The organism is Paenibacillus sp. sgz302115, assembly GCF_056120445.1.
The window spans coordinates 533,258-552,687 of sequence record NZ_JBVYOK010000003.1 but is presented as its reverse complement, the minus strand read 5'-3'; the positions used below and the strand labels follow the sequence as shown (position 1 = coordinate 552,687).

The 19,430-nt window shown below is 50.4% G+C and carries 17 protein-coding genes; 5 read left to right on the top strand and 12 right to left on the bottom strand.

Features of this window, described 5'->3' with window-relative positions:
* Nucleotides 1-293: 293 nt before the first annotated feature.
* Complete coding sequence (locus AC0LWN_RS10595) at nucleotides 294-1,235, bottom strand: zinc-binding dehydrogenase (RefSeq protein ID WP_474664984.1); 942 nt, start codon at nucleotides 1,233-1,235, stop codon at nucleotides 294-296.
* 125 nt (nucleotides 1,236-1,360) lie between these two features.
* On the opposite strand from AC0LWN_RS10595, the gene AC0LWN_RS10590 reads away from it, so the two are divergent.
* Nucleotides 1,361-2,239: a hypothetical protein gene (locus tag AC0LWN_RS10590; RefSeq protein ID WP_474664982.1), complete on the top strand. Its 879-nt coding sequence runs from the start codon at nucleotides 1,361-1,363 to the stop codon at nucleotides 2,237-2,239.
* 159 nt (nucleotides 2,240-2,398) lie between these two features.
* On the opposite strand, the gene AC0LWN_RS10585 is transcribed toward AC0LWN_RS10590, so the two are convergent.
* Nucleotides 2,399-3,361, bottom strand: a complete 963-nt coding sequence (locus tag AC0LWN_RS10585) for an acetylxylan esterase (protein WP_474664980.1) — start codon at nucleotides 3,359-3,361, stop codon at nucleotides 2,399-2,401.
* Between the two features lie 604 nt (nucleotides 3,362-3,965).
* Here AC0LWN_RS10585 and AC0LWN_RS10580 point away from each other — a divergent pair.
* Nucleotides 3,966-4,217 carry a hypothetical protein gene (locus AC0LWN_RS10580; protein ID WP_474664978.1) on the top strand — a complete coding sequence of 84 codons (252 nt, stop codon included), beginning with the start codon at nucleotides 3,966-3,968 and terminating at the stop codon, nucleotides 4,215-4,217.
* A gap of 78 nt (nucleotides 4,218-4,295) precedes the next feature.
* Here the strand turns inward: AC0LWN_RS10580 and AC0LWN_RS10575 are convergent, their stop codons facing one another.
* From AC0LWN_RS10575 to AC0LWN_RS10555, 5 genes are all read right to left on the bottom strand, one after another.
* Complete coding sequence (locus AC0LWN_RS10575; protein ID WP_474664976.1) at nucleotides 4,296-5,321, bottom strand: glycoside hydrolase family 130 protein; 1,026 nt, start codon at nucleotides 5,319-5,321, stop codon at nucleotides 4,296-4,298.
* A 91-nt stretch (nucleotides 5,322-5,412) separates the two neighbouring features.
* Complete coding sequence (locus AC0LWN_RS10570) at nucleotides 5,413-6,246, bottom strand: carbohydrate ABC transporter permease (protein ID WP_474664975.1); 834 nt, start codon at nucleotides 6,244-6,246, stop codon at nucleotides 5,413-5,415.
* 5 nt (nucleotides 6,247-6,251) lie between these two features.
* Entirely contained in the window at nucleotides 6,252-7,133 is an 882-nt protein-coding gene (locus AC0LWN_RS10565; RefSeq protein WP_474664973.1) for a carbohydrate ABC transporter permease, read from the bottom strand.
* 141 nt (nucleotides 7,134-7,274) lie between these two features.
* Nucleotides 7,275-8,651: an ABC transporter substrate-binding protein gene (locus AC0LWN_RS10560; protein WP_474664971.1), complete on the bottom strand. Its 1,377-nt coding sequence runs from the start codon at nucleotides 8,649-8,651 to the stop codon at nucleotides 7,275-7,277.
* Nucleotides 8,652-8,986: 335 nt separating this feature from the next.
* The gene (locus AC0LWN_RS10555) at nucleotides 8,987-9,748 is read right to left on the bottom strand and encodes a response regulator transcription factor (protein WP_474664969.1); all 762 of its coding nucleotides are present in this window, start codon (nucleotides 9,746-9,748) and stop codon (nucleotides 8,987-8,989) included.
* 276 nt (nucleotides 9,749-10,024) lie between these two features.
* Here AC0LWN_RS10555 and AC0LWN_RS10550 point away from each other — a divergent pair, with 276 nt between their 5' ends.
* The 3 genes from AC0LWN_RS10550 to AC0LWN_RS10540 are packed head-to-tail and all read left to right on the top strand — an operon-like array spanning nucleotide 10,025 to nucleotide 13,381.
* Nucleotides 10,025-10,987, top strand: a complete 963-nt coding sequence (locus tag AC0LWN_RS10550; protein WP_474664967.1) for a glycoside hydrolase family 113 — start codon at nucleotides 10,025-10,027, stop codon at nucleotides 10,985-10,987.
* 10 nt (nucleotides 10,988-10,997) lie between these two features.
* Entirely contained in the window at nucleotides 10,998-12,212 is a 1,215-nt protein-coding gene (locus tag AC0LWN_RS10545; protein WP_474664965.1) for an AGE family epimerase/isomerase, read from the top strand.
* Complete coding sequence (locus AC0LWN_RS10540; RefSeq protein ID WP_474664962.1) at nucleotides 12,212-13,381, top strand: glycoside hydrolase family 130 protein; 1,170 nt, start codon at nucleotides 12,212-12,214, stop codon at nucleotides 13,379-13,381. The genes AC0LWN_RS10545 and AC0LWN_RS10540 overlap by 1 nt, the downstream gene beginning before the upstream one ends.
* 429 nt (nucleotides 13,382-13,810) lie before the next feature.
* Here AC0LWN_RS10540 and AC0LWN_RS10535 read toward each other — a convergent pair whose 3' ends face one another.
* The 5 genes from AC0LWN_RS10535 to AC0LWN_RS10515 are packed head-to-tail and all read right to left on the bottom strand — an operon-like array spanning nucleotide 13,811 to nucleotide 19,289.
* Nucleotides 13,811-14,599: a class I SAM-dependent methyltransferase gene (locus AC0LWN_RS10535; protein ID WP_474664960.1), complete on the bottom strand. Its 789-nt coding sequence runs from the start codon at nucleotides 14,597-14,599 to the stop codon at nucleotides 13,811-13,813.
* Between the two features lie 34 nt (nucleotides 14,600-14,633).
* The gene (locus AC0LWN_RS10530) at nucleotides 14,634-14,960 is read right to left on the bottom strand and encodes a hypothetical protein (RefSeq protein WP_474664958.1); all 327 of its coding nucleotides are present in this window, start codon (nucleotides 14,958-14,960) and stop codon (nucleotides 14,634-14,636) included.
* Nucleotides 14,961-14,965: 5 nt separating this feature from the next.
* Nucleotides 14,966-16,030: a substrate-binding domain-containing protein gene (locus tag AC0LWN_RS10525; protein ID WP_474664956.1), complete on the bottom strand. Its 1,065-nt coding sequence runs from the start codon at nucleotides 16,028-16,030 to the stop codon at nucleotides 14,966-14,968.
* A gap of 44 nt (nucleotides 16,031-16,074) precedes the next feature.
* Nucleotides 16,075-17,379 (bottom strand): ABC transporter substrate-binding protein, encoded by a 1,305-nt coding sequence (locus AC0LWN_RS10520; protein ID WP_474665016.1) that lies wholly within the window; start codon nucleotides 17,377-17,379, stop codon nucleotides 16,075-16,077.
* Between the two features lie 5 nt (nucleotides 17,380-17,384).
* Nucleotides 17,385-19,289, bottom strand: coding sequence for a cache domain-containing sensor histidine kinase (locus AC0LWN_RS10515; RefSeq protein ID WP_474664954.1), 1,905 nt, complete (start codon nucleotides 19,287-19,289; stop codon nucleotides 17,385-17,387).
* Nucleotides 19,290-19,430 lie beyond the last annotated feature (141 nt).

Below are 19,430 nucleotides of genomic sequence, written 5' to 3'. Positions count from 1 at the left end.
GTTGTTTTTCTCGATTGGAACGCAGCATGCTGACACACCATCCGTTCTATAAATAGTTACCTATATTATATAACATTAACGCGGTGTCGTGTGAAATCAAGATCACATAAAGAAGGCCGTCGAGACTTTCTCGACAGCCTGGCCGTCCTTATAAGGACGGTTTCCGTTTCAGCGAGAAATATAAGGATAATTTATGGTGTGAAACATATAAAATCTTATATTTCGATAAAAAACCGCTCCTTCCAAATGGAAGAAGCGGCTGCGGAGATAATGCCTAAGACTTATCTTTACAATCAACCTAAGTGAAGCACGGCTTTTCCGGAGAATTTCCGCTCCATCAGATTGCGGGCGACGGTGTCAATTTCGGTCCAAGGCGCCTCCACTTCGATCCGGGGCGTTAACCGCCCGTCTGCGGTCAGCCGGGCCAGCAAGCTCAGATCGTTCGCGGCTGATTGACGAGTGAGCTCCTCTCCAAGAAAGAAGCTGTACAAGGTTCTTCCTCCGCTGGTCACCAGATTCATCATATCGATCGTCGCCGTATTCGAAGAGGAAAATCCTACCGCAACGCAAATGCCTTGTGGCGCAAGCTGCGGCAGCAACGCCGCCAGTGTATCGCCGCCTACCGAATCAATGATCAGATCGTACGGCCCGAATTTGCGGGCTGATGAAATTGCTGAATATCCAATGACCACTTCGTCGGCTCCAGCCTCTCGAACAAGCACGGCCTTCTCTTCCGTGCTGGCCGTACCTACGACGAATGCGCCGGACTGGGCCGCAAGCTGATGGGTGAACAGCCCAACTCCGCCGGTAGAGCCTGTAATGAAAATGCGCTTGCCGAGCAGCATGCCGCCTTTTCGGAGTGCATTAAGCGCCGTCAGGCCGGCTACGGGTAAGGTCGCCGCCTCCGTAAAAGTGAGCTTGTCCGGGATTTCGGACAGCATCGATACAGGGGCGGCAATCTGCTCGCTCCACGCCCCCTTCGGGAGCAAACCGGCAACCCGAGCCCCTTTTTGCGGACCTGCGCCGCTCTTGGCCGGCTCGATGACAATTCCGGCGAAATCCCAGCCGGGTCTGCTTGATACTTCCTGATCCTTGGCGTCTATCACTTCACCGCGATTGAGAGAGACGGTCTTCACTTGCACGAGAGCTTCCCAGGGCTGGGCCTGTGGTGCATCAACTTCCTTGAACGCCAAATGTGACGGAGCAAGCGGATCAACTACAATGGCACGAATCATATTGTATCTCCTCCATGGATTGGTTGTGTGTCATTAGATGACTTTCGATTTCATTGAGGAGTATACTTTAAATCAATGATCGGCCCAAGTGCAGAACTACACTTCGTAAAAGAAGGGAAGAGAAGATGGACATACATACAGAGAATTCCAGACTTAAAATCGTATTGGGCGAGATTGAAGCGTTGCGGATGAAACGCCAGCACATGCTTGCCGATCGGCCTCACCCGTCCTTGAAACGATTTACCCAACAGGAGCTGAACGACGAGGCCTTTCCTTCGTATAAAAATCTGCTGGTTGGGCGTTCCCGCCGCATACCGGATCGTCAGACGATCATCCATATTGCTGAATATCTTGAATGCACTTTTGACGAGCGTAACGATCTGCTTTTGGCAGCAGGTTATCTTCCGATCCAGACTGAATTGGAGGGACGGGCACTGGAGCATGCATTGGAGTGGGCGCATCAAACGATGAGAGGCATTCCCTTTCCCGCCATGATCGTAACACACACACAGGACATCAAGGGGGTTAACGAGCCGTTTCGCCGTTTGTTCGATATCCCGCTCGACCGTTCGTACGATGGCTTAATGAACAGGGTCGATTTTCATTTTAATTCCGATTTGCCTATCCGGCCCCGCTCCACTTTCGACAAAGCGTCGTTCGAGCAGTGGAAGGCACACGCCATAAACGGGATACACGCGATCAAGAGGGAGCACATGCTCTCCCGTTATGATGCGTGGTATCAAAAATTGTTTCATAGATTCCAGAAATATAACGTGGACGAATATCTGAATGTGCAGGATGCAGAGGAAAAGGTTGATCATACACAAACCATATTAGCCAGAATGGAAAGCTCCGGCGAGCTTGTTCCCATTCGCTACAGACAGGTTTCGATTTCTGCAGGTAGCCGTGTATATCCGCAAATTGAGGTTTTCCTGCCGGTCGATGCTGCCGCGCGTAAAGTTTTCGGGAACCTGGGATGTCCTGCTGATTGTGAATTCGTCTAACCTTAGAGTTATCGCCATCTCTGCAATGAAAAAGACGGGAAAAAGCCGCATCCCTAGCGACTTGGAGGGATGCAGCCGGGTAAGATAACCTTTATTTCCTGCTGCTTGTTTGCTCAAAAAATCACTGTCAGATTCACTGTCTTCTTGCACAGATACCCGTTACAAGGTCATGAATGTCTGCAGCGTTCGATCAGCAAGATATGGAAGATACTCATGACCGTATTCGTAATAGACCATCAGATCTTTTGGTGCTGTGATTTTGTTGTATGCGGCAAATTGCGTTGAAGGCGGGCAGATCGTATCCGCAAGTCCGGTCACCCATAACACCTTGGCCTGGATTCGGCTTGCCAAATTCTGAATATCAATATAACCCAGCCGGTTAAAAATCTCTTCCTCCCGTTCATGATGCGGATCAAAAAAGCGGAAGTAATAATTGATCTCCTCATAAGCCGAGGTGGTGATATCCAGCTCCCAGGCCCGTTTGTAGTCAGAGAGGAACGGATAGACCGGGACCGCCATAGAGATACGCGGCTCAAGCGCGGCGCAGGCAACGGTCAGAGCTCCCCCTTGGGAGCAACCGTAAGCCCCCACCCGTGCAGGGTCCACTTCCGGCATGCTCATCAGAATCCGCGCCGTCTGGGCGGTATCCAGAAACACGTTGCGGTAATACAGGTTGTCCGGATTCGGGTCGTCAAGCCCCCGGATGATGTGGCCGCGGATGGTTGTGCCTTGTACGGTCAGATTATCCTCGGACAATCCTCCCTGCCCCCGGCAGTCCATCGCCAGCACGCTGATTCCGTGCGCAGCATACGCGACCTTCTCCATCCAATCACCGCTATCGCAGGAATAACCGTGGAAGATTACAATACCCCGGCCTTTTTCCTGCGCCGCTTTCTTCGGTCTTGCATATTTGCAGTGAACTCTGGCTCCGCCCACTCCGGTAAAATATAGATGAAAGCATTCCGCCAGCTCACTGGTGAATTCCGCCGGCACCAGTTCATAGTCCAGCGGCTGGGCATCGAGCTCGCGCAGGGCGCGGTCCCAGAATTGATCAAAATCCGCCGGTTTTGGGCTGCTGCCTTCGTAGGCTTTTAGCTGGGGCAGGGATCTTTCGCTTGTCATAGTGAATCCTCCTTAGGGTTGGGATTGAATGTGTTGGGCAAAATGGGGGGTGAGTGTGGGTCACTGCGGGGAATGTTGGTTCCGATCGCTGTTGTTCCCGGATTTCCTGATTTATACCGCTGGGCGGTAGAAATCCGGGAACAGCATATGCTTCCGAAGCGAGCTTTCCTTCGGAAAGCTTTCAGGCGAACGCTACGCTTCTCCACTCAACATTCCCCTCCGTTCCGTTTCACTCACCACAGGGTTTGCAAGAACAAGTAAATCCAATAACTCGGATTTAACCTGAAAACAACTGCATAAACCGCTTCATTTAGTTTCGTCGCCCAAGCTCTAGCTGTATTTCATACAACTAAAGAAGCCTATTTTTGCACTGAAACGGATTTAGTTGCACTCTGTACACTTAGCTTGACCGCAATTGAGCTAAAGAAGCATTTCCGCCATTTTTAACTGTACAGAATACATTTATCGTTAAAAAAACGGGTTTGCTGATCTTTTTAGTTGCAGCAAATACAATTAGCTGGTGCTCAGAGCGGTGCAGCATCACTTCAAAAACAAAACAGAACGAAAAACCCATTACGCATGGGTTTTCGGCTGATGCAGCAACGTGGCAGGCCACCAAGATGGCCGCCACTCGCTGCAGAACACTTACAGACAAGGTCAACTGCTGGAAACTGAATACTCAGGACCAGTATCCTCGTTCAATTTTATTGCAGTCTATACAACAGAATCGCCTGCAAACAAGGTAAACGGGATTTCTGTTGCACTTTGTACAGTAGAAATCGCAAGAAAGGACGATATAGTTACTTTTGGGCTGAATCTGCTGCAGGAAGTGCAACAGATTCAGTTTTTCGAGTGAAAAAGCAACTATCTGCTGTACATTCTGCAATAGAGTGCCCCTCAGCTCAGTAAGCAGGAGACAGGCCCCGCTACCGTCCTAGATCTTACCCAGACCGGCATCGTCGCCGACCTCTTCATGGGTCTCGATCACGTAGTTCACGATGTCTTGCACAGTGGTGTAAGCCACGCCTACATAGGTGTCGGCTGCGCCGTAGTAGATGGCGATGCGGCCGGTTTCGGCGTCATTCAGGGTGGCGCAAGGGAAGAGCACGTTGTTCACAAAGCCTCTTTCCTCATACCATTCTTCCGGTGTAAGCACGAAGTTTTTGGAGCGGTATTTTACTCTCGACGGCTCATCCTTGTCCAGGATTACTGCGCCCATGCTGTACACGAGACCGTTGCAGGTTCCGGTAACGCCGTGGTAGAACATCAGCCAGCCTTCGGTGGTTTCGATTGGCGCAGGGCCGCCGCCGATTTTGACACTTTGCCACCAGCCTTGGCCGCCTTTGGTCATAACATGGCGGTGTTTGCCCCAGTACACGAAGTCAGGGCTTTCGCTCAGGAACACATCGCCAAAAGGCGTATGTCCACTATCGCTCGGACGGGACAGCATCACAAAATTGCCGTTGATTTTTTTCGGGAACAGCACGCCATTGCGGTTGAACGGCAGGAACGGATTTTCCAGGCTGATGAAGGTTTTGAAGTCCTGAGTTTTGGCTACGCCGATAGCTGCACCGTAGAAATCTGTACACCAGATGATGTAGTAGGTATCTTCAACTTTAACCAGGCGCGGGTCGTAAGCATAGCGCGGCATATATGGATTGCCTGCTTCGTCCACAAATTGAATCGGGCTATCGTCAATTTTCCAGTCCAGACCGTCAGCGCTGTAGCCCATCCGCAGGTGAGGGCGGGTAGTGTTGTCTTCTACACGGAATACGCCGAGGAAGCTGCCTTCATAAGCGACAACGGCGCTGTTGAAGATGCGCGCAACGCCTTTCGCCGGATTTCTTTTAATAACCGGGTTGCTGTCATGTCTCCAGACCGGATTGTCGTTTCCGGCAGGTCGGTCCTGCCAAGGCATGTTCGGCACATTTTTACATCCAATCAGCTTAACTTCTTTCATAAATAAAATCCCTCCAGATTTAGCGCAGCAGCGGCTGCGATTATTGTTACGCGTGCTAGAATCTTTAGCGGGTGTTTGCTCTTACCGGGTTTTATTTTACCGACCCTTGCGCAAAACCGTTATAAATGTACTTTTGCAAAGCTACGAATGCTATGAGCGTCGGAATGATTGCAATCATAATCGCGGCGCAGATAACCTCCCACTGTGAGCCGTATGGCCCCTTGAATTTGAACAGCGCGGTGGATACGACCTGCAGACTGCTTTTTGGCATATAGAGGAAAGGCGTATAGAAATCGTTGTAGATGTTGACGCCCTTCACAATAATCACCGTTACAATCGCGGGACTCAGCAGCGGTAAAATAATTCTCCAGTAAATCGTCCAATACGAAGCTCCGTCCAGCATCGCCGATTCATCCAGCGATTCGGAAATGGAGTCCAGGAATTGCATGAAAATATAGACGGCGATAATATCCGTACCCAGGTACATCAGGATCGGCGCCCAGCGGGTATTGAACAATTCCAGCGAGTTGATGATCTGGAAGGTAGCCACTTGGGTCGTTACCCCTGGAATCAGCGTTGCGAGCAGAAAAGCTCCCATAAGCAGCTTGCTGCCCTTGAATCTGAAACGGGCCAGAATGTACGCCATCATCGAACCGGTAAGTGTAGCTCCGGCAATGGAGATCAGCACAATAATAATAGTATTCATAAAGCCGCGCAGCATGTTGCCATCTACAAAGGCTTTGGTGTAGTTGGAGAAATTCAGCCAGTTCTCCGGCAGAGTAAGCGGACCTGTCGAGGCGTACTCGGCATTTGTTTTCAGGGAGGCGAAGAAGACCACGACGATTGGAATCAGCGCCATCAGCGCTCCCAGAACTAAAGTGAGGTATTTGAAGAAAGAAGCTGCGGTATATTTAAAAGTATGCATAGTTCTTACTTCTCCTCCTTTATCAGAACACGCTGCAGAATAGTAACAAGAACAACAATACCCAGAAGCACAACGGCCATTGCCGAAGCGAGGCCCAGCTTGCTGTATTTGAAGGCCACATCGACGGTCTGGATGACAAACGTGCCGCTGCCATTGGAACCGCCGGTCATGACATACGGAATTTCGAATACACCGATCGCTCCGCTTACGGCGAGGATCAGATTGAGCTGCAAAATACGTTTGATGCTCGGAAGGATAATGTGCCGGAACTGGTGCCAGCGGTTGGCGCCGTCAATTTCCGAAGCCTCGTAAATGTCATTGCCGATGGAGGAAATCGCTCCAAGGAAAATAATAAAGTTCATCCCCATATATCTCCATACCGATGCAAAAGCAAGGGAAATATTGATCAGGTGAGGATTCAGCAGCCACTTCTGCTGCAAGGCTCCAAGCCCGACGAGATCAAGGATGGTATTCAGGGTTCCTTCCGGCTTGAAGAAGAACAGGAAGATGAAACCGATGGCTACACCATTCAAGAGTGTTGGGAAGAACAGAATTCCTTTGAACCAGTTCTTTAAACGGACATTAAAGCTTAGAATTGTGGCAAAATAAAGCGCCAGCCCCATCTGGACAAAGGTGGCAAAGAAGTAGTACAAGCTGACTTTAAATACGGCGAAATACTCCGGTTTGGTGAAAATCGTCTTGTAATTGTCGAACCCGACATATTCCATATGCTTGCTAAAGCCGTCCCAGCTTGTGAAGCTGTACTGGAACATTTTGAACACAGGCAAATATGAGAAGGTCAGCAGCAAAACTACCGGAACCAAGGAAAATAAAATGATGATCAAAATCCGCTGATTTTTATAGCTCATGTTGGACAATTTGGGCACTCTCCACACCTCCTATAAGAACACATGCTTACGACTCCAAATCCTGCTCCAATCCGCAAAAGTGAAGGGGAAAATGCCCCTTCCGGCATCTTCCCGTTCTCTTGAATCTGTCTTCACTCCTGCGTCTAGTCTAGTGCTGACTTATTTTCCGGCAGTAACTTTAGCTCTTGCCGCTTTCCATTTATCGTTCAGGCCTTTCATGATATCGTCGAAGGAATCTTTTCTGTTGCCGATTGCAGCTTCGATGATGACCTTCTTGAAGTCAGGCTGCCAGAGGCCGATTTCAGCTTCCTTGTCGATGGCATCCACCCAGCCCTCTTGGCCGGCTTTTGCAGGAGCAATCGTATCAAAGGTTACGTCTGTGCCATCAAATTGCTTGAGGATTTCCGGAAGTGCAGAGCCTTTAACCGGGCTCATGCCGCCGCCTTCAGTGGTAGGATAGCCGGATTCGTTGATGAACCAGTCCACCCATGCTCTTGCCGCTTCTTTATTCTGGCTGTGAATGCTGATGCCCAGGTTGTAGTCATCGGACAGCGGAACCAGAACTTTGCTGGCGTTGGTAGGGAAAGGCATGAAGCCGACATCGTCAGGGTTGGTAGCAACCCCTTTGATCTGGCCAATCGCCCAAGATCCGAGCATCATTGTACCGATTTTACCGTTCGCCAGATCAGCCTTGGAGGATTCCCAATCTGTTGTTGTCGGGTCTTCTTCGATCAGGCCATTCTTGGCTGCGTCATACATCAGTTTGTACAGGTCATAGTGCGGTTGTCCCTTAACGAAGTTGTCGTCAGAAGCCACTTGGCCGATGTTCACGTAATCACGGTCGCCGGCAACGGTTGCCAGATCAGCTTCCCACTGGGTCAATGTCCATCCGGCAGCATAGTTTGTATAGAGCGGAACCGCTTTGGTCTTTTCCTTAATATTTTTCAGAGCGGTCATGAACTGGTCGAAGGTTCTAGGAACCTCAGTGATTCCCGCATCCTTGAATACTTGTTTGTTGTAAATGACACCGGAGAAGTTAACTGTAATCGGAATACCGTAAGAAATGCCGTTTACACTGCGTTCCTCCAGACCGGTATATTGCTTCTCCAGATCGGCCATTTTGCCCAGCGGCTCAAAAAAGTCCGGCAGGTCTTTAATCGCTACGCTGGTTGGCAGCAGCAGCACATCACCGTAATCGCTGGTGCTCATGCGGATTTTGATTTGATCTTCATAGCTGGACAACGCTTCGAAGTTTACTTTGACATTCGGATATTTCTCATTGAACTTTGCTGCGTAATCTTTGAATACGGTATCAACAATGTCCGTTCTCTGTGTGATTACCGTGATATCGCCTTTGATATCCTTAGCTGCCGCATCGCCCTCTGGAGCGGCTGTCGCCTCAGTGTTAGTTCCTGTATTTCCTGCGTTCGTTGCTGCTGCATTGTCCGTGTTATTGTTGTTCGATGAACAACCTGCAAACAAACCGGCCATCAGCGTCAGCGCTGCCAAACTTGTAACTGCTTTGGTTTTCTTCATAGTTTTGTTGACCCCTCTCTTCATTTTGACTCCTGGCGTTGATAATAACAAAACACTAACAATAATCATCACAACTTGACGAATGAATTCCAGAAAAAATCAATGTATTCTCTGCTTCGTCTGAAAAGTAATGATGTTATCGCTTACAAACACATTATAAATCGTTTTCAAAATCAAAACGATGGTTTCAATTGTTTTTTCTGGTCTTCTATTTGTTATTTTTGTTTTCTGTTATTTTAATTTGTTATCTATTTTTATGAAAAAGACAGCAAAAAAAGGAGGGTTCGTTACCCTCCGCAGAAAATCTTTTCCTATAATATAGCTTGCAATTGAAGCTAGCCTCTAGGGACTCTGTAACCGCTTTTGTAATCCTTAGGGGTCATGCCGCACATTTTCTTGAACAGCTTGTTGAAATAGACAGGATCACTGTAGCCGACCCGCTCGGCGATTTCGTAATTTTTCAGATCAGGCTGTCCGGTCAGCAGCTCCTTGGCTTTGGCGATCCGGATGCCGATCAGATAATCCGTAATCGTCTGGCCTGTCTTATATTTGAACAAACGGCTGATATAGCTCGCATTCATGCCTACCGTCTCCGCCAAACGCTCTAATTCAAAATTCTGGCCGTATTCCTTTTCCAGAATGCTCTTGGTTTGCTCAACAACATAATGCTCCCCGCCATGCGGTATTTCTTCCGGCTCGGATGCCGCTTCCTTCAGTTTCTTGTTGTCCGCGACACTTTTGAGTAAATCGTACAATTGAGCTTTTTCAATCGGCTTAAGCAAATAATCAAGCACTCCGTGCCGCATAGCCTTGCGGGCATATTCGAATTCACTGAACCCGCTGAGTACGGCGATGGGCAGCTCCTTCAAATGCCCCCTGGCCTCCTCAATCAGCCCGAAGCCATCCATCCGAGGCATCTTAATGTCCGTAATTAGAAGGTCTATATCCTCCAAGGTGAGCTCCCGGAGATGATTCCAGGCTTCCGCCCCATTGCCATAGGAGCCGATAACCTTAACTTCCAAATCCATTCTGGAAGTAATCTTTTCAAGCCCGCGCCGGATTACTTCCTCGTCATCCGCAATCATAACCTTGATCACTAGCTAATCGCCTCCAGTTATGTTTCCGCCCGTAATGATTGCGCTATCATTATCAATTATATGCGCAATTTCTCAGGTAGCAAATGTGCTGTGTTGCTCTTTTATAGTCTTCTCTTTACTTTGCTCATTTTACCCTTGAAATCCTTCATAAAAAGGGTTATAACTAATCTGTATTGTTATTAATAACTAACAAAATAATAATAACAATATAACAAATTATCTAAAATGTTTCTATGATCTTTCTCCTACTATTCTATAAAGCGAGGTTGTCTGAGTATGCTACTAGAGAACGAATATGTCGGAGGCGTAACCTGGGGTTTCATGGGGAAACGCGGCACTTGGGCAAATGAAGAGGCTGAGACCTCTATGGAGCTTATGAAATCTGTAACCGGTGCGAATTGGACGGCCATTGCCTTCAGCGCAATTCAGGCCACTGCACAATCCACTGAAATCCCTTACTGGGAGAAGCCGACGGTTACCGACGAAGAGGTGCTATGGGCGATCCGCAAGGCGAAGTCGCTTGAGCTCAAGGTTTGCCTGAAGCCTATTGTAAATTGTGCAGACGGCACCTGGCGGGCCCACATCAACTTTTTCGACAAGGATGTTCCCTGCGAGCCCAAATGGTCGGAATGGTTCCGCTCTTATACTGACTTCATCCTGCATTATGCTGCGATTGCTGAAGAAAGCGGTTGCGAGATGTTCTGCATCGGCTGTGAGTTGGTGATGTCAGACAGGCGGGCGGATGAATGGCGGGCCCTGATTGCCGAAGTCCGCAAGCTGTACAGCGGAATCCTCACTTATAATTGCGACAAATATCAAGAGGACAACGTGACCTGGTGGGATGACCTGGATGTGATCTCCTCTAGCGGCTATTATCCCGAGCATGACTGGGAAGCGCAGCTTGACCGGATCGAAGCCGTGGTGAAGCAGTATAACAAGCCCTTCTTCTTCATGGAAGCGGGTTGCCCCAGCCGTACAGGCAGCGCCGCCATCCCCAATGACTGGTCCTTAAAGGGTGAACCCTGTGAGGAAGAGCAGCGCCGGTATTACCAGGCAATGTTCCGTAGCTGTGAAGGCCGGGATTGGGTTCAGGGCTTTATGCTCTGGGATTGGCCCGCGCGACTTTATCCGCTGGAAGCGGCGGCTGGCAACGACGACTACTGCATGTACGGCAAAACGGCTGCGGGCGTTGTTAGGGAGTATTACAGCTCCAAGACCAATATTGTAATAAGGGAGTGAACCGAAGCATATGAGCAATTCACCTGAAGTTTGGCTGCAAGAAATGGAGAATGAGCTGAAGAACAACATTTTGGGCTTCTGGATGGAGCACACGTTGGACGAAGAGCATGGCGGTTTTGCCGGTGAAATCGACAGCCAATTGAATGTCGTAGCCGGTGCAGAGAAAAGTCTTGTGCTGAATGCGCGGATTCTGTGGACATTTGCGAGCGCTTACCGCCTATACGGCACAGATGAGTATCTTGCGATGGCCGAACGTGCCTACGACTATCTGCTCCAGTATTTCACGGACAAAGAGTATGGCGGTTTCTACTGGATGGTCGATGCGAAAGGTGCAGCTTCCCAGCCCAAAAAACAAATTTACGGGCAGGCTTTCGCCATCTATGCCCTGTCGGAATTCCACCATGCTACCGGACGTAAGGATGTGCTGGATAAAGCTGTGGAGCTGTTCCATCTGGTTGAGAAGTACGGCTATGATCCCCTTTATAGGGGTTATATTGAAGCTTTGTCCCAGGAATGGCAGATGACTGACGATCTCACGCTCAGCACCAAGGATATGAACGAGAAGAAGTCCATGAACACCCATCTGCATGTGCTGGAAGGCTACACCGGACTGTACCGGGTATGGAAATCGGATGAGCTGAAGGGCAAGCTGGCCGAGCTGATTGCAACGATGCTGGACCACATTATTGACGACGAAGGAAAACATTTCCACCTGTTCCTTGATGAAGAGTGGCATGTAAAATCAGAACGTATCTCTTACGGGCATGACATTGAAGGCAGTTGGCTGCTGGTTGAAGCGGCTGAAGTGCTTGGGGATGAGGCGCTGCTCCAGCGGGTGCGCAAAGTAGCTGTCTCGATGGCCGAAGCTACGCTTGCCGAAGGAATCGCCGGGGACGGCGGAATCTGGAATGAGGCTGACAGCAAAGGCCTGATCGAAAAATCCAGAGACTGGTGGCCGCAGGCTGAGGCCATTGTCGGCTTTTACAATGCCTATCAGATGACCGGCGATGTGCGCTTTCTGGAAGCTGCCAGCAACTCCTGGAATTTTACCAATAAATATATCGTCGACCACAAGCTGGGCGAATGGTACTGGGGCGTTGACGAAACGTTGCAGCCTTTGGTTCACGAGCCGAAGGTCAGCGCATGGAAATGTCCTTATCATAACAGCAGAGCCTGCTTCGAAATGATTGGACGGCTTACACTAACTATAAAGGAGACAAAATAATGACAACACGCTTTGAGGAACGCAAACAGCAATTAACAGAACGTTATGAGGCGCTGATCGCACGTAAAAATGAGAAAGCCCCCTACGGCAACGGCATCTATGACCGCTATCAATACCCGCTGCTTACAGCGGAGCACGCGCCGCTTATCTGGCGGTATGACTTCAACCCGGAGACTAACCCTTATTTCATGGAAAGAATCGGAGTGAACGGTATTTTCAACCCGGGCGCAATCGAATTGGACGGCAAATTCTATATTGTCGCCCGCGTGGAAGGCAATGACCGCAAATCCTTCTTCGCCGTAGCCGAAAGCGACAGCGGTGTGGACGGCTTCCGCTTCTGGGATCACCCTGTCGTGCTGCCTGAGACCGAAGATCCGGACATCAACGTCTATGACATGCGTCTGGTAAAACATGCCGACGGCTGGATTTACGGCCTGTTCTGCACCGAACGCAAAGATCCCGATGCTCCTCATGGCGATCTCTCCAGCGCTGTTGCCCAATGCGGCATTACCCGCACCAAGGATCTGAAAACCTGGGAACGTCTCGCCGACCTGAAAACCGGCTCCGCCCAGCAGCGCAATGTTGTGCTGCACCCTGAGTTCGTCGACGGCAAATATGCCTTCTACACCCGTCCGCAGGACGGCTTCATCGACGCCGGCTCCGGCGGCGGCATCGGCTGGGGCTTGTCCGATACCATCGAGAATGCTGTAATCACCAGCGAGACCATCATGGACCAGCGCTATTACCACACCATTAAAGAAGTGAAGAACGGCCAAGGCCCGGCACCTATCCAAACACCACGCGGCTGGCTGCACATCGCCCACGGCGTGCGCAACACTGCTGCCGGACTGCGTTATGTGCTGTATGCCTTCCTGTCCGACCTGGAAGAGCCTAATAAAGTAACCCATGCTCCGGGCGGACATTTTATCGCTCCAGACGGTGAAGAACGCATCGGTGACGTATCCAACGTAGTCTTCTGCAACGGCGTAATCGCCCGTGACAATGGAGACATCTATATTTACTACGCTTCCTCCGACACCCGCATCCATGTGGCAACTACAACGGTTGACCAGATGCTTGATTATGTGCTGAACACACCTGAGGACCCGCTTCGCTCTTACGCCTGCGTGCAGCAGCGGATTGCTTTGATTGAGCGGAATCTAAAGTAGGGTTAAGGTGAACTTGAGAGGGAGCTGCATTTGGGGTGGTGGCGTAACTGCGGGGAGTGTTTGGACTTCCGGCCGCTGTTGTATTCAGATGTTTTTATTATATCGCTTAGCGGATAACATCTGAATACAAAGGCGGACGCGTTCGCTCCTACAGTTCCAAACCTCCCCTCCGTTTCTTCACCCTTAATGGGGGTTCTCAAGTTCATTTTGTGGGGTGTTGGCAGGATGGAATTGAGGGCCGTGCATTTTGGGTGGTAGGCGTAACTGCGGGAAGTGTTTGGACTTTCGGACGCTACCGCTCCTCAGTTCCAAACCTCCCCTCCGTCACTTCACCCTTAATGGTGTTGTTTCTCAAGTTCATTTTGTGGGAGAGTTAGCAGAAAGAAAGGCGGCCCTAGTGGAATTTCACTGGGGCCGCCTTTCTTTAGCTTAAACTGTTGCGCGGAGTATGTAATAGTCTGCTGTGGTTGGCAAGCCTTGATCGGTCTGATGCCGGGCAAAGATCCGGTTGATCTCGGGCATGTTGTCCCTTATCACCATTTCATGCACCGCAGATGTCTGCCCGAAGCAGCGCATGCGTACAACGTCGATTGGTTCGTGCAAATAATATGTGCCGGTGACCGTCTCGATGTTAGCTGCGGCGAACCCGCTTGCTTTTACATACTGCTCAATCTTATCCAATCCCGGAGTCCCCTCCTGTTGCGGACCAAAAAGACCCGGAAAAAGCAGTGACAATTCAGGCGACTGCCTGTCGCCGGGGTGAAGAGCGATTAGCCGGCCGCCCTTTTTGATGATCCTGGTAAGCTCAGGGTACCCGGAGGCAGGGCCTTTGCGGTTATAGGCGCAATCAAACTCATCGCTCTCAAAAGGGAGCCTGTGCTTGGTGTTAGCCGTCACAAATGACACATTGGCAAGAGCCGTTCTGCTCGCAGTATGAATAAAATCCGCAGTGACATCGAGTCCGACAATGTGCTGTACGACAGGGCTCCACTGAATGGTAAAATCTCCATGACCACAGCCGATGTCGAGCACTCTTTTTCCTGGAACCAGTCCGGCAACCTCCTGGGCAAAAATCTCCTCCGCATCCGGTCCCGCAACCGTCGACTTCCAAGGATAAGCGTATTTCCCGGTCAGGCTCCCCAGTCCGGCATACCACTGAAACGAATGCGGCACAATCCAATCCTTATGTGTCGTCGGGTCTGTCAATACAGCGCTCAATAGATCATCTCCTGTGTCCATAAAATTAGCCAAATTAGTAAATCTCCCCCTCGTCGCCCTGAACGACCGCTGCAAGCGCTTGAGCCACTTTCTTCATCCTGCAAATTGCAAAATCATCCGCTCCAGAAACTGTGATTCGTCCCTCATGATAGCGGAAAGGAATCTTCTTATTCCCATCACTCCAGATGAAAAATTCACCGCCTATGGTCAAAGTTCCAAATGGGGTCTGGTGAGAGAGTTCATTCGTATACTCAAAACCGGTTGTTGCGGCAAAATAAACCTTGGCTTCCTCCAAAGAAATCGGCTTGCTCTCACTATTGCTCCAATGATCCGCCCTTGTGATATGTACATCATAGCTCATGGATGCTACCCCCGAGGCCCCGCCACAGAATCCCGATGGACGATATCAGCGGAGATCAGGATTTTCTCCAGCGGCGTAGACGGGTTATGGATACGGTTCAGCAGCTTTTCTACTGCGGCCCGGCCCATAGCTTCCTTGGGCACATGCACGGTGGTGAGCGGCGGCACGCCCCGCGCAGCATCCTCTATATTATCAAAGCCCGTCACCGAAATGTCAGCCGGGATGGCAAGCCCTTCTTCCCGCAGCACCTCACAGACTGTAAGCGCAGTGGAGTCATTTGCGCAGAGGAGGGCGGTCGGCAAGGTTTTGTTCTTTTTGCGTTTGATCATCCAGAGCTTGAACTCTTCACGGAAACTGCCGTCATCCATCCCTTCCAGCAGCAGCATCTCGTCATTGCCGGCAGGAGTTTTCATGTCGCTCTCCTCCAGCGCGCTGCGGAAGCCGATCCAGCGGTCGCGGAAGCTGCGGGAATAGCGGATATTGCCGATAAAATGAAACAAAGTATGGCCGATCCCCATCAGATGATTGCTGAGCCGGGTCATGGAGTCGATGTTGCCCGCGAACACCGTATCGCTTGGAATTAGCGGGTCCTCATGATCTATCAGCACCATCGGCAGGCCGATACGATGCACCTCCAACAATTGTGAAGTGGGAATCTGTCCCACACCGATAAGGCCGAGCAGGCCGCTAGGGTTGAGGACATTGATGAAATTATCGGCACGGTGCTCAGACACAATAACCATCCCAAGGCCCTCCTGATCCAGGGCGAGCGCGATTCCATCGACAATTTTGCCCCAATAGAGCGAATCCTGGGTTTGTGAGCGGATATTCGGCATCAGCACGAGGACAGATTGCTTGTTCCGGTCACTGCCCGCTGCCTGGGAGGGACGTTTGACATTTTGCACATAGGCATTTTTCTGTGTAAAATATCCCAGCTGTGATGCCGCCTGAATCACCCGCTCCCGGGTGGTTTCGTTGACGCCGCCTTTGCCGGAGAGCGATTTGGAAACGACGAACTTGGACACACCGAGATGATCGGCGATTTTTTGCATAGTAACCTTTTTAGCCATATATAATACCTCCACAAAAATTATCTTGACTCTGTATTGATTCCCTACGGCTGGGGTGATGCCTGCTGTCCTGACCGCGCTTCCTTCCATTTCCTATTTAATTCATCAAAGGACTTCTGCAAATCTGGCGCGGCAATCAGCTCCTGAATATAATCGCCCGACCAGAAGCTCAGCTTCGACCGGTTCGCCATATCAATAAAAGCATCAGTCTGCACTGTAGCCTCTACCAGCTTGGGATTGTAGGAGAGGAACTCGCGGTACTGCGGCATAGTGGGCTCCTCTGAGCCATCCGGGGGCAGGAATCCCCAATCCGCTACATACGAAGTATCCTTCAAAAAGAATTTCATCCATGCCATCGCCAGCTCCTTGTTCTTGCTGAACTTGCTGACCCCTATGAACCAATCGGGATTGAGCGGCGCGTAGCGCGTGCTGCTATTGTCGTAGGGAAACGGGAAAAATCCGATATCATCGGACGATGCTCCGGCATCCAGAATCTGGCGGATCGTCCAGTTTCCCTGGAGATACATGCCAGCCTCTCCTTTTGCCAGCTTGGTCTTGGAAATCTCCCAATTGTTCGAGAACAGCTCTTCCTCCACATACCCTTTGGCAATCATGGTTCTGGCAATTTCAAGCGCCTTTCCCCATTCATTGCTGGTCTTCCAGGGGTTGTCCTCCTGAACCATGTTGTTCATATAATCGGGATTGCCTGTCATATAATTGACCAGATTGTTGCCCCATTCCCGCAGCGGCCAGACCGCGCCATAATTCATGTAGAGCGGCGTAATCCCCGCCCGCTTCAGCTTGGCGCTGGCTGCGTAGAATTCATCGAGCGTCCGTGGAACCTCTGTAATACCCGCTTTTTCAAAAGCCCGCTTGTTATAGACGATTCCGCTTGTAGTCGTGCCCGTGGACAGCCCGTATCTTTTACCGTCATACGTTGAAAATGTAGTGAACCTTTCCTGTGCAGACAACGCCTTATCCAGCGGTTCAAAAAAATTGCCCAGCTCCTTCGCCGGCAGGTTGACCGGCAGCAGGAGCACATCCCCGGCATCCTTGGTGGACAAGCGGACCAGAATATCGGTGGCGTAATTGGACAAGCCCTCGAACTCCACATTCGCCTGCGGATATTTTTTCTTGAACTGCTCCGCATAACCTTTGAAAGTGCCATTCTCAATCAGGTCAATCCGGTTCGTCAGCATAACAACTGTGCCGGACAGGCTGGATATGCCCTCCTCTCCCGCAGGCGAAGGCGGCGGCAGTGCTCCATTATTGCTGCGGTTCTTACAGCCGGCAGACAGCAGGAGCAGGAACAGCAGCAGGATGATATGCATGGACCAACGTAACTTCATCCGTTTCAAGCGGATTCCCCCTCTGTTCTCTTCCATTCTTTTCCGAAACCTTGCGGTCCTGGCAGCGGCAGGGATAATATAACATCCGTCCCCTCCCCGGGTTCACTGAAAACCTCGATGCCATAAGCCGCACCATAATGCAGTTGTACCCGCTGATGCACATTTTTCATGCCGATGCCTCCGTTGATGCTTTTCTTGGGCGGCATTTCATGCTTCAGGCTGTCATTAAGCTTATCCAGAGTGGCCTTATCCATCCCGCAGCCGTCATCGCGAATGTGGAACAGCAGCTTCTGCTCCGCAATCTCGCATTTGATGCTGAGATGCATTTGGGGTTTGGTATCATCCAGCCCGTGATAGGCGGCATTCTCAATAATCGGCTGAAAAACCAGCTTAATCATGGAGTAGTTGTCAAGCTCCTCTGGAACGTCGATCTGCAGCACGAATCTGCCTGGATAACGGCAGCCGAGCAGCTCGACATAGTTGCTTACATACAGCAGCTCCTGCTTCATGGTGGTTGTGCCGGACAGCTCACTGGTGCTGTAGCGCAGAAGCTTGCCCAGAATGGAGATCATGTCAGCAGCTTCTACATCGTCGTTAATCTCCGCGGTCATGCGGATGGATTCCAGCGTGTTGTAGATAAAATGCGGGTTGATCTGGCTCTGCAGCGCCTGCAGCTCCGCCTCCTTCTTCTGCTCCTCAATCCGGTAAATATCCTGGATCAACTGCCTGATGCGGCCCAGCATCCGGTTGAACTGATGGCCAAGCAAGCCGATCTCATCCCGGCGTTGTACCCGGAAGTTCACATCCAGATCGCCGTTCTGCACCTTTTTCATCAATTGAATCATTTGCTTCAGCGGCTTGGTCAGGGCAAAAGACAAAATGATCGAGATGATCAGCGCCAGCACGATAATAATCAGTGTTGCAACGATAGTCGCATTACGGGTAAGCTGTACCCCACGGGTCAATTCATCGACAGGAATCGAAATAATGACCTTCCAGTTCGTCTTGGCAGAGCTTGAATAAATATTAAGCCGCTCCTTGCCCGACACGGTATCATAAAAGCTTCCGGCACTTCCCTCGGCCTGGCGGAACAGCGTAGAATGGGAAATATCCGTGGTCAGCAGCTTCTGGTCGCTGTCATAAATGACTTTGCCGTCCGCATCGACAATCACCGACTTGCCGTGGGTTACCTTGTCCAGCTCGGCTACCTGGTTCTCCAGATTGCTGACGTTGGCTTCCACCGCAATCAGTCCGATCGGATTCCACAAGCCGTCGACAATCCTCCGGACAACCGTGAATGCGTAGCGAGTGCTCTGCAGATTGCTTGTATACGCCTGAGTACCGAAGAGCAGCGCCTCTCCGCTCGAATCCTTGGACTGCTCGCTCCAGAACTTGTAGCTCTGCGCAAGGTCCAGGCGGACGCCGCCATCCTTGGCGGAATAATATCCGTTGCCGTAGCCGTCGAATATATAGACAGAGTTCGTCCCCCGCTTGATGTTGTTAATGAAGGAGATATTCCCTTCAATCCCCCGCTGAATGGACAGCAGCAGATCGAAGTCGCCGGGAGCAGGCCCCGGGCTGTTCCCCTTGCTCTCCATCATCTTTTTTTGTTCATAATACCGGTTAGAGCGGATCAGATTCTGTTTGATATCGTTTACATAGGCGGGCATGGAAGAAATCCGCTTCATATCCTCTATGTAGTCATCAATGGAATCCATCATTTGATCAATCAGCTTTTCCGAGTAGGCAACCGTGTTAGCCTGTATGGATTCAGAATAACTCTTGAAGCTGATCACACTGATAAAAGAAAGCGGCAGTGTAATGATAATCAGGAACACTAAGAGCAGCTTGCGTTCCATGCTCATGTCCCCAATGTAGGACCACCAGTTGTGGCTGCGTTTTGCTTTCATCCGGTCCTTCTCCTTGGCTCAGCTTTACCTAACAATTTCCTTCATCATAACAATTACCTAACAAAATTATTATACGTGTTAGTGTGCCGTTGCACAAGGAAATTACTTCGTGTTCTCCAGCTACGCCCCCACAGCAAAAAG

Excerpts from the sequence above, each read along its gene's own strand:
- AC0LWN_RS10595 (WP_474664984.1), bottom strand. The coding sequence starts at position 1,235 with ATGATTCGTGCCATTGTAGTTGATCCGCTTGCTCCGTCACATTTGGCG.
- AC0LWN_RS10590 (WP_474664982.1), top strand. The coding sequence starts at position 1,361 with ATGGACATACATACAGAGAATTCCAGACTTAAAATCGTATTGGGCGAG.
- AC0LWN_RS10585 (WP_474664980.1), bottom strand. The coding sequence starts at position 3,361 with ATGACAAGCGAAAGATCCCTGCCCCAGCTAAAAGCCTACGAAGGCAGC.
- AC0LWN_RS10575 (WP_474664976.1), bottom strand. The coding sequence starts at position 5,321 with ATGAAAGAAGTTAAGCTGATTGGATGTAAAAATGTGCCGAACATGCCT.
- AC0LWN_RS10570 (WP_474664975.1), bottom strand. The coding sequence starts at position 6,246 with ATGCATACTTTTAAATATACCGCAGCTTCTTTCTTCAAATACCTCACT.
- AC0LWN_RS10560 (WP_474664971.1), bottom strand. The coding sequence starts at position 8,651 with ATGAAGAAAACCAAAGCAGTTACAAGTTTGGCAGCGCTGACGCTGATG.
- AC0LWN_RS10550 (WP_474664967.1), top strand. The coding sequence starts at position 10,025 with ATGCTACTAGAGAACGAATATGTCGGAGGCGTAACCTGGGGTTTCATG.
- AC0LWN_RS10545 (WP_474664965.1), top strand. The coding sequence starts at position 10,998 with ATGAGCAATTCACCTGAAGTTTGGCTGCAAGAAATGGAGAATGAGCTG.
- AC0LWN_RS10540 (WP_474664962.1), top strand. The coding sequence starts at position 12,212 with ATGACAACACGCTTTGAGGAACGCAAACAGCAATTAACAGAACGTTAT.
- AC0LWN_RS10530 (WP_474664958.1), bottom strand. The coding sequence starts at position 14,960 with ATGAGCTATGATGTACATATCACAAGGGCGGATCATTGGAGCAATAGT.
- AC0LWN_RS10525 (WP_474664956.1), bottom strand. The coding sequence starts at position 16,030 with ATGGCTAAAAAGGTTACTATGCAAAAAATCGCCGATCATCTCGGTGTG.
- AC0LWN_RS10520 (WP_474665016.1), bottom strand. The coding sequence starts at position 17,379 with ATGAAGTTACGTTGGTCCATGCATATCATCCTGCTGCTGTTCCTGCTC.
- AC0LWN_RS10515 (WP_474664954.1), bottom strand. The coding sequence starts at position 19,289 with ATGAAAGCAAAACGCAGCCACAACTGGTGGTCCTACATTGGGGACATG.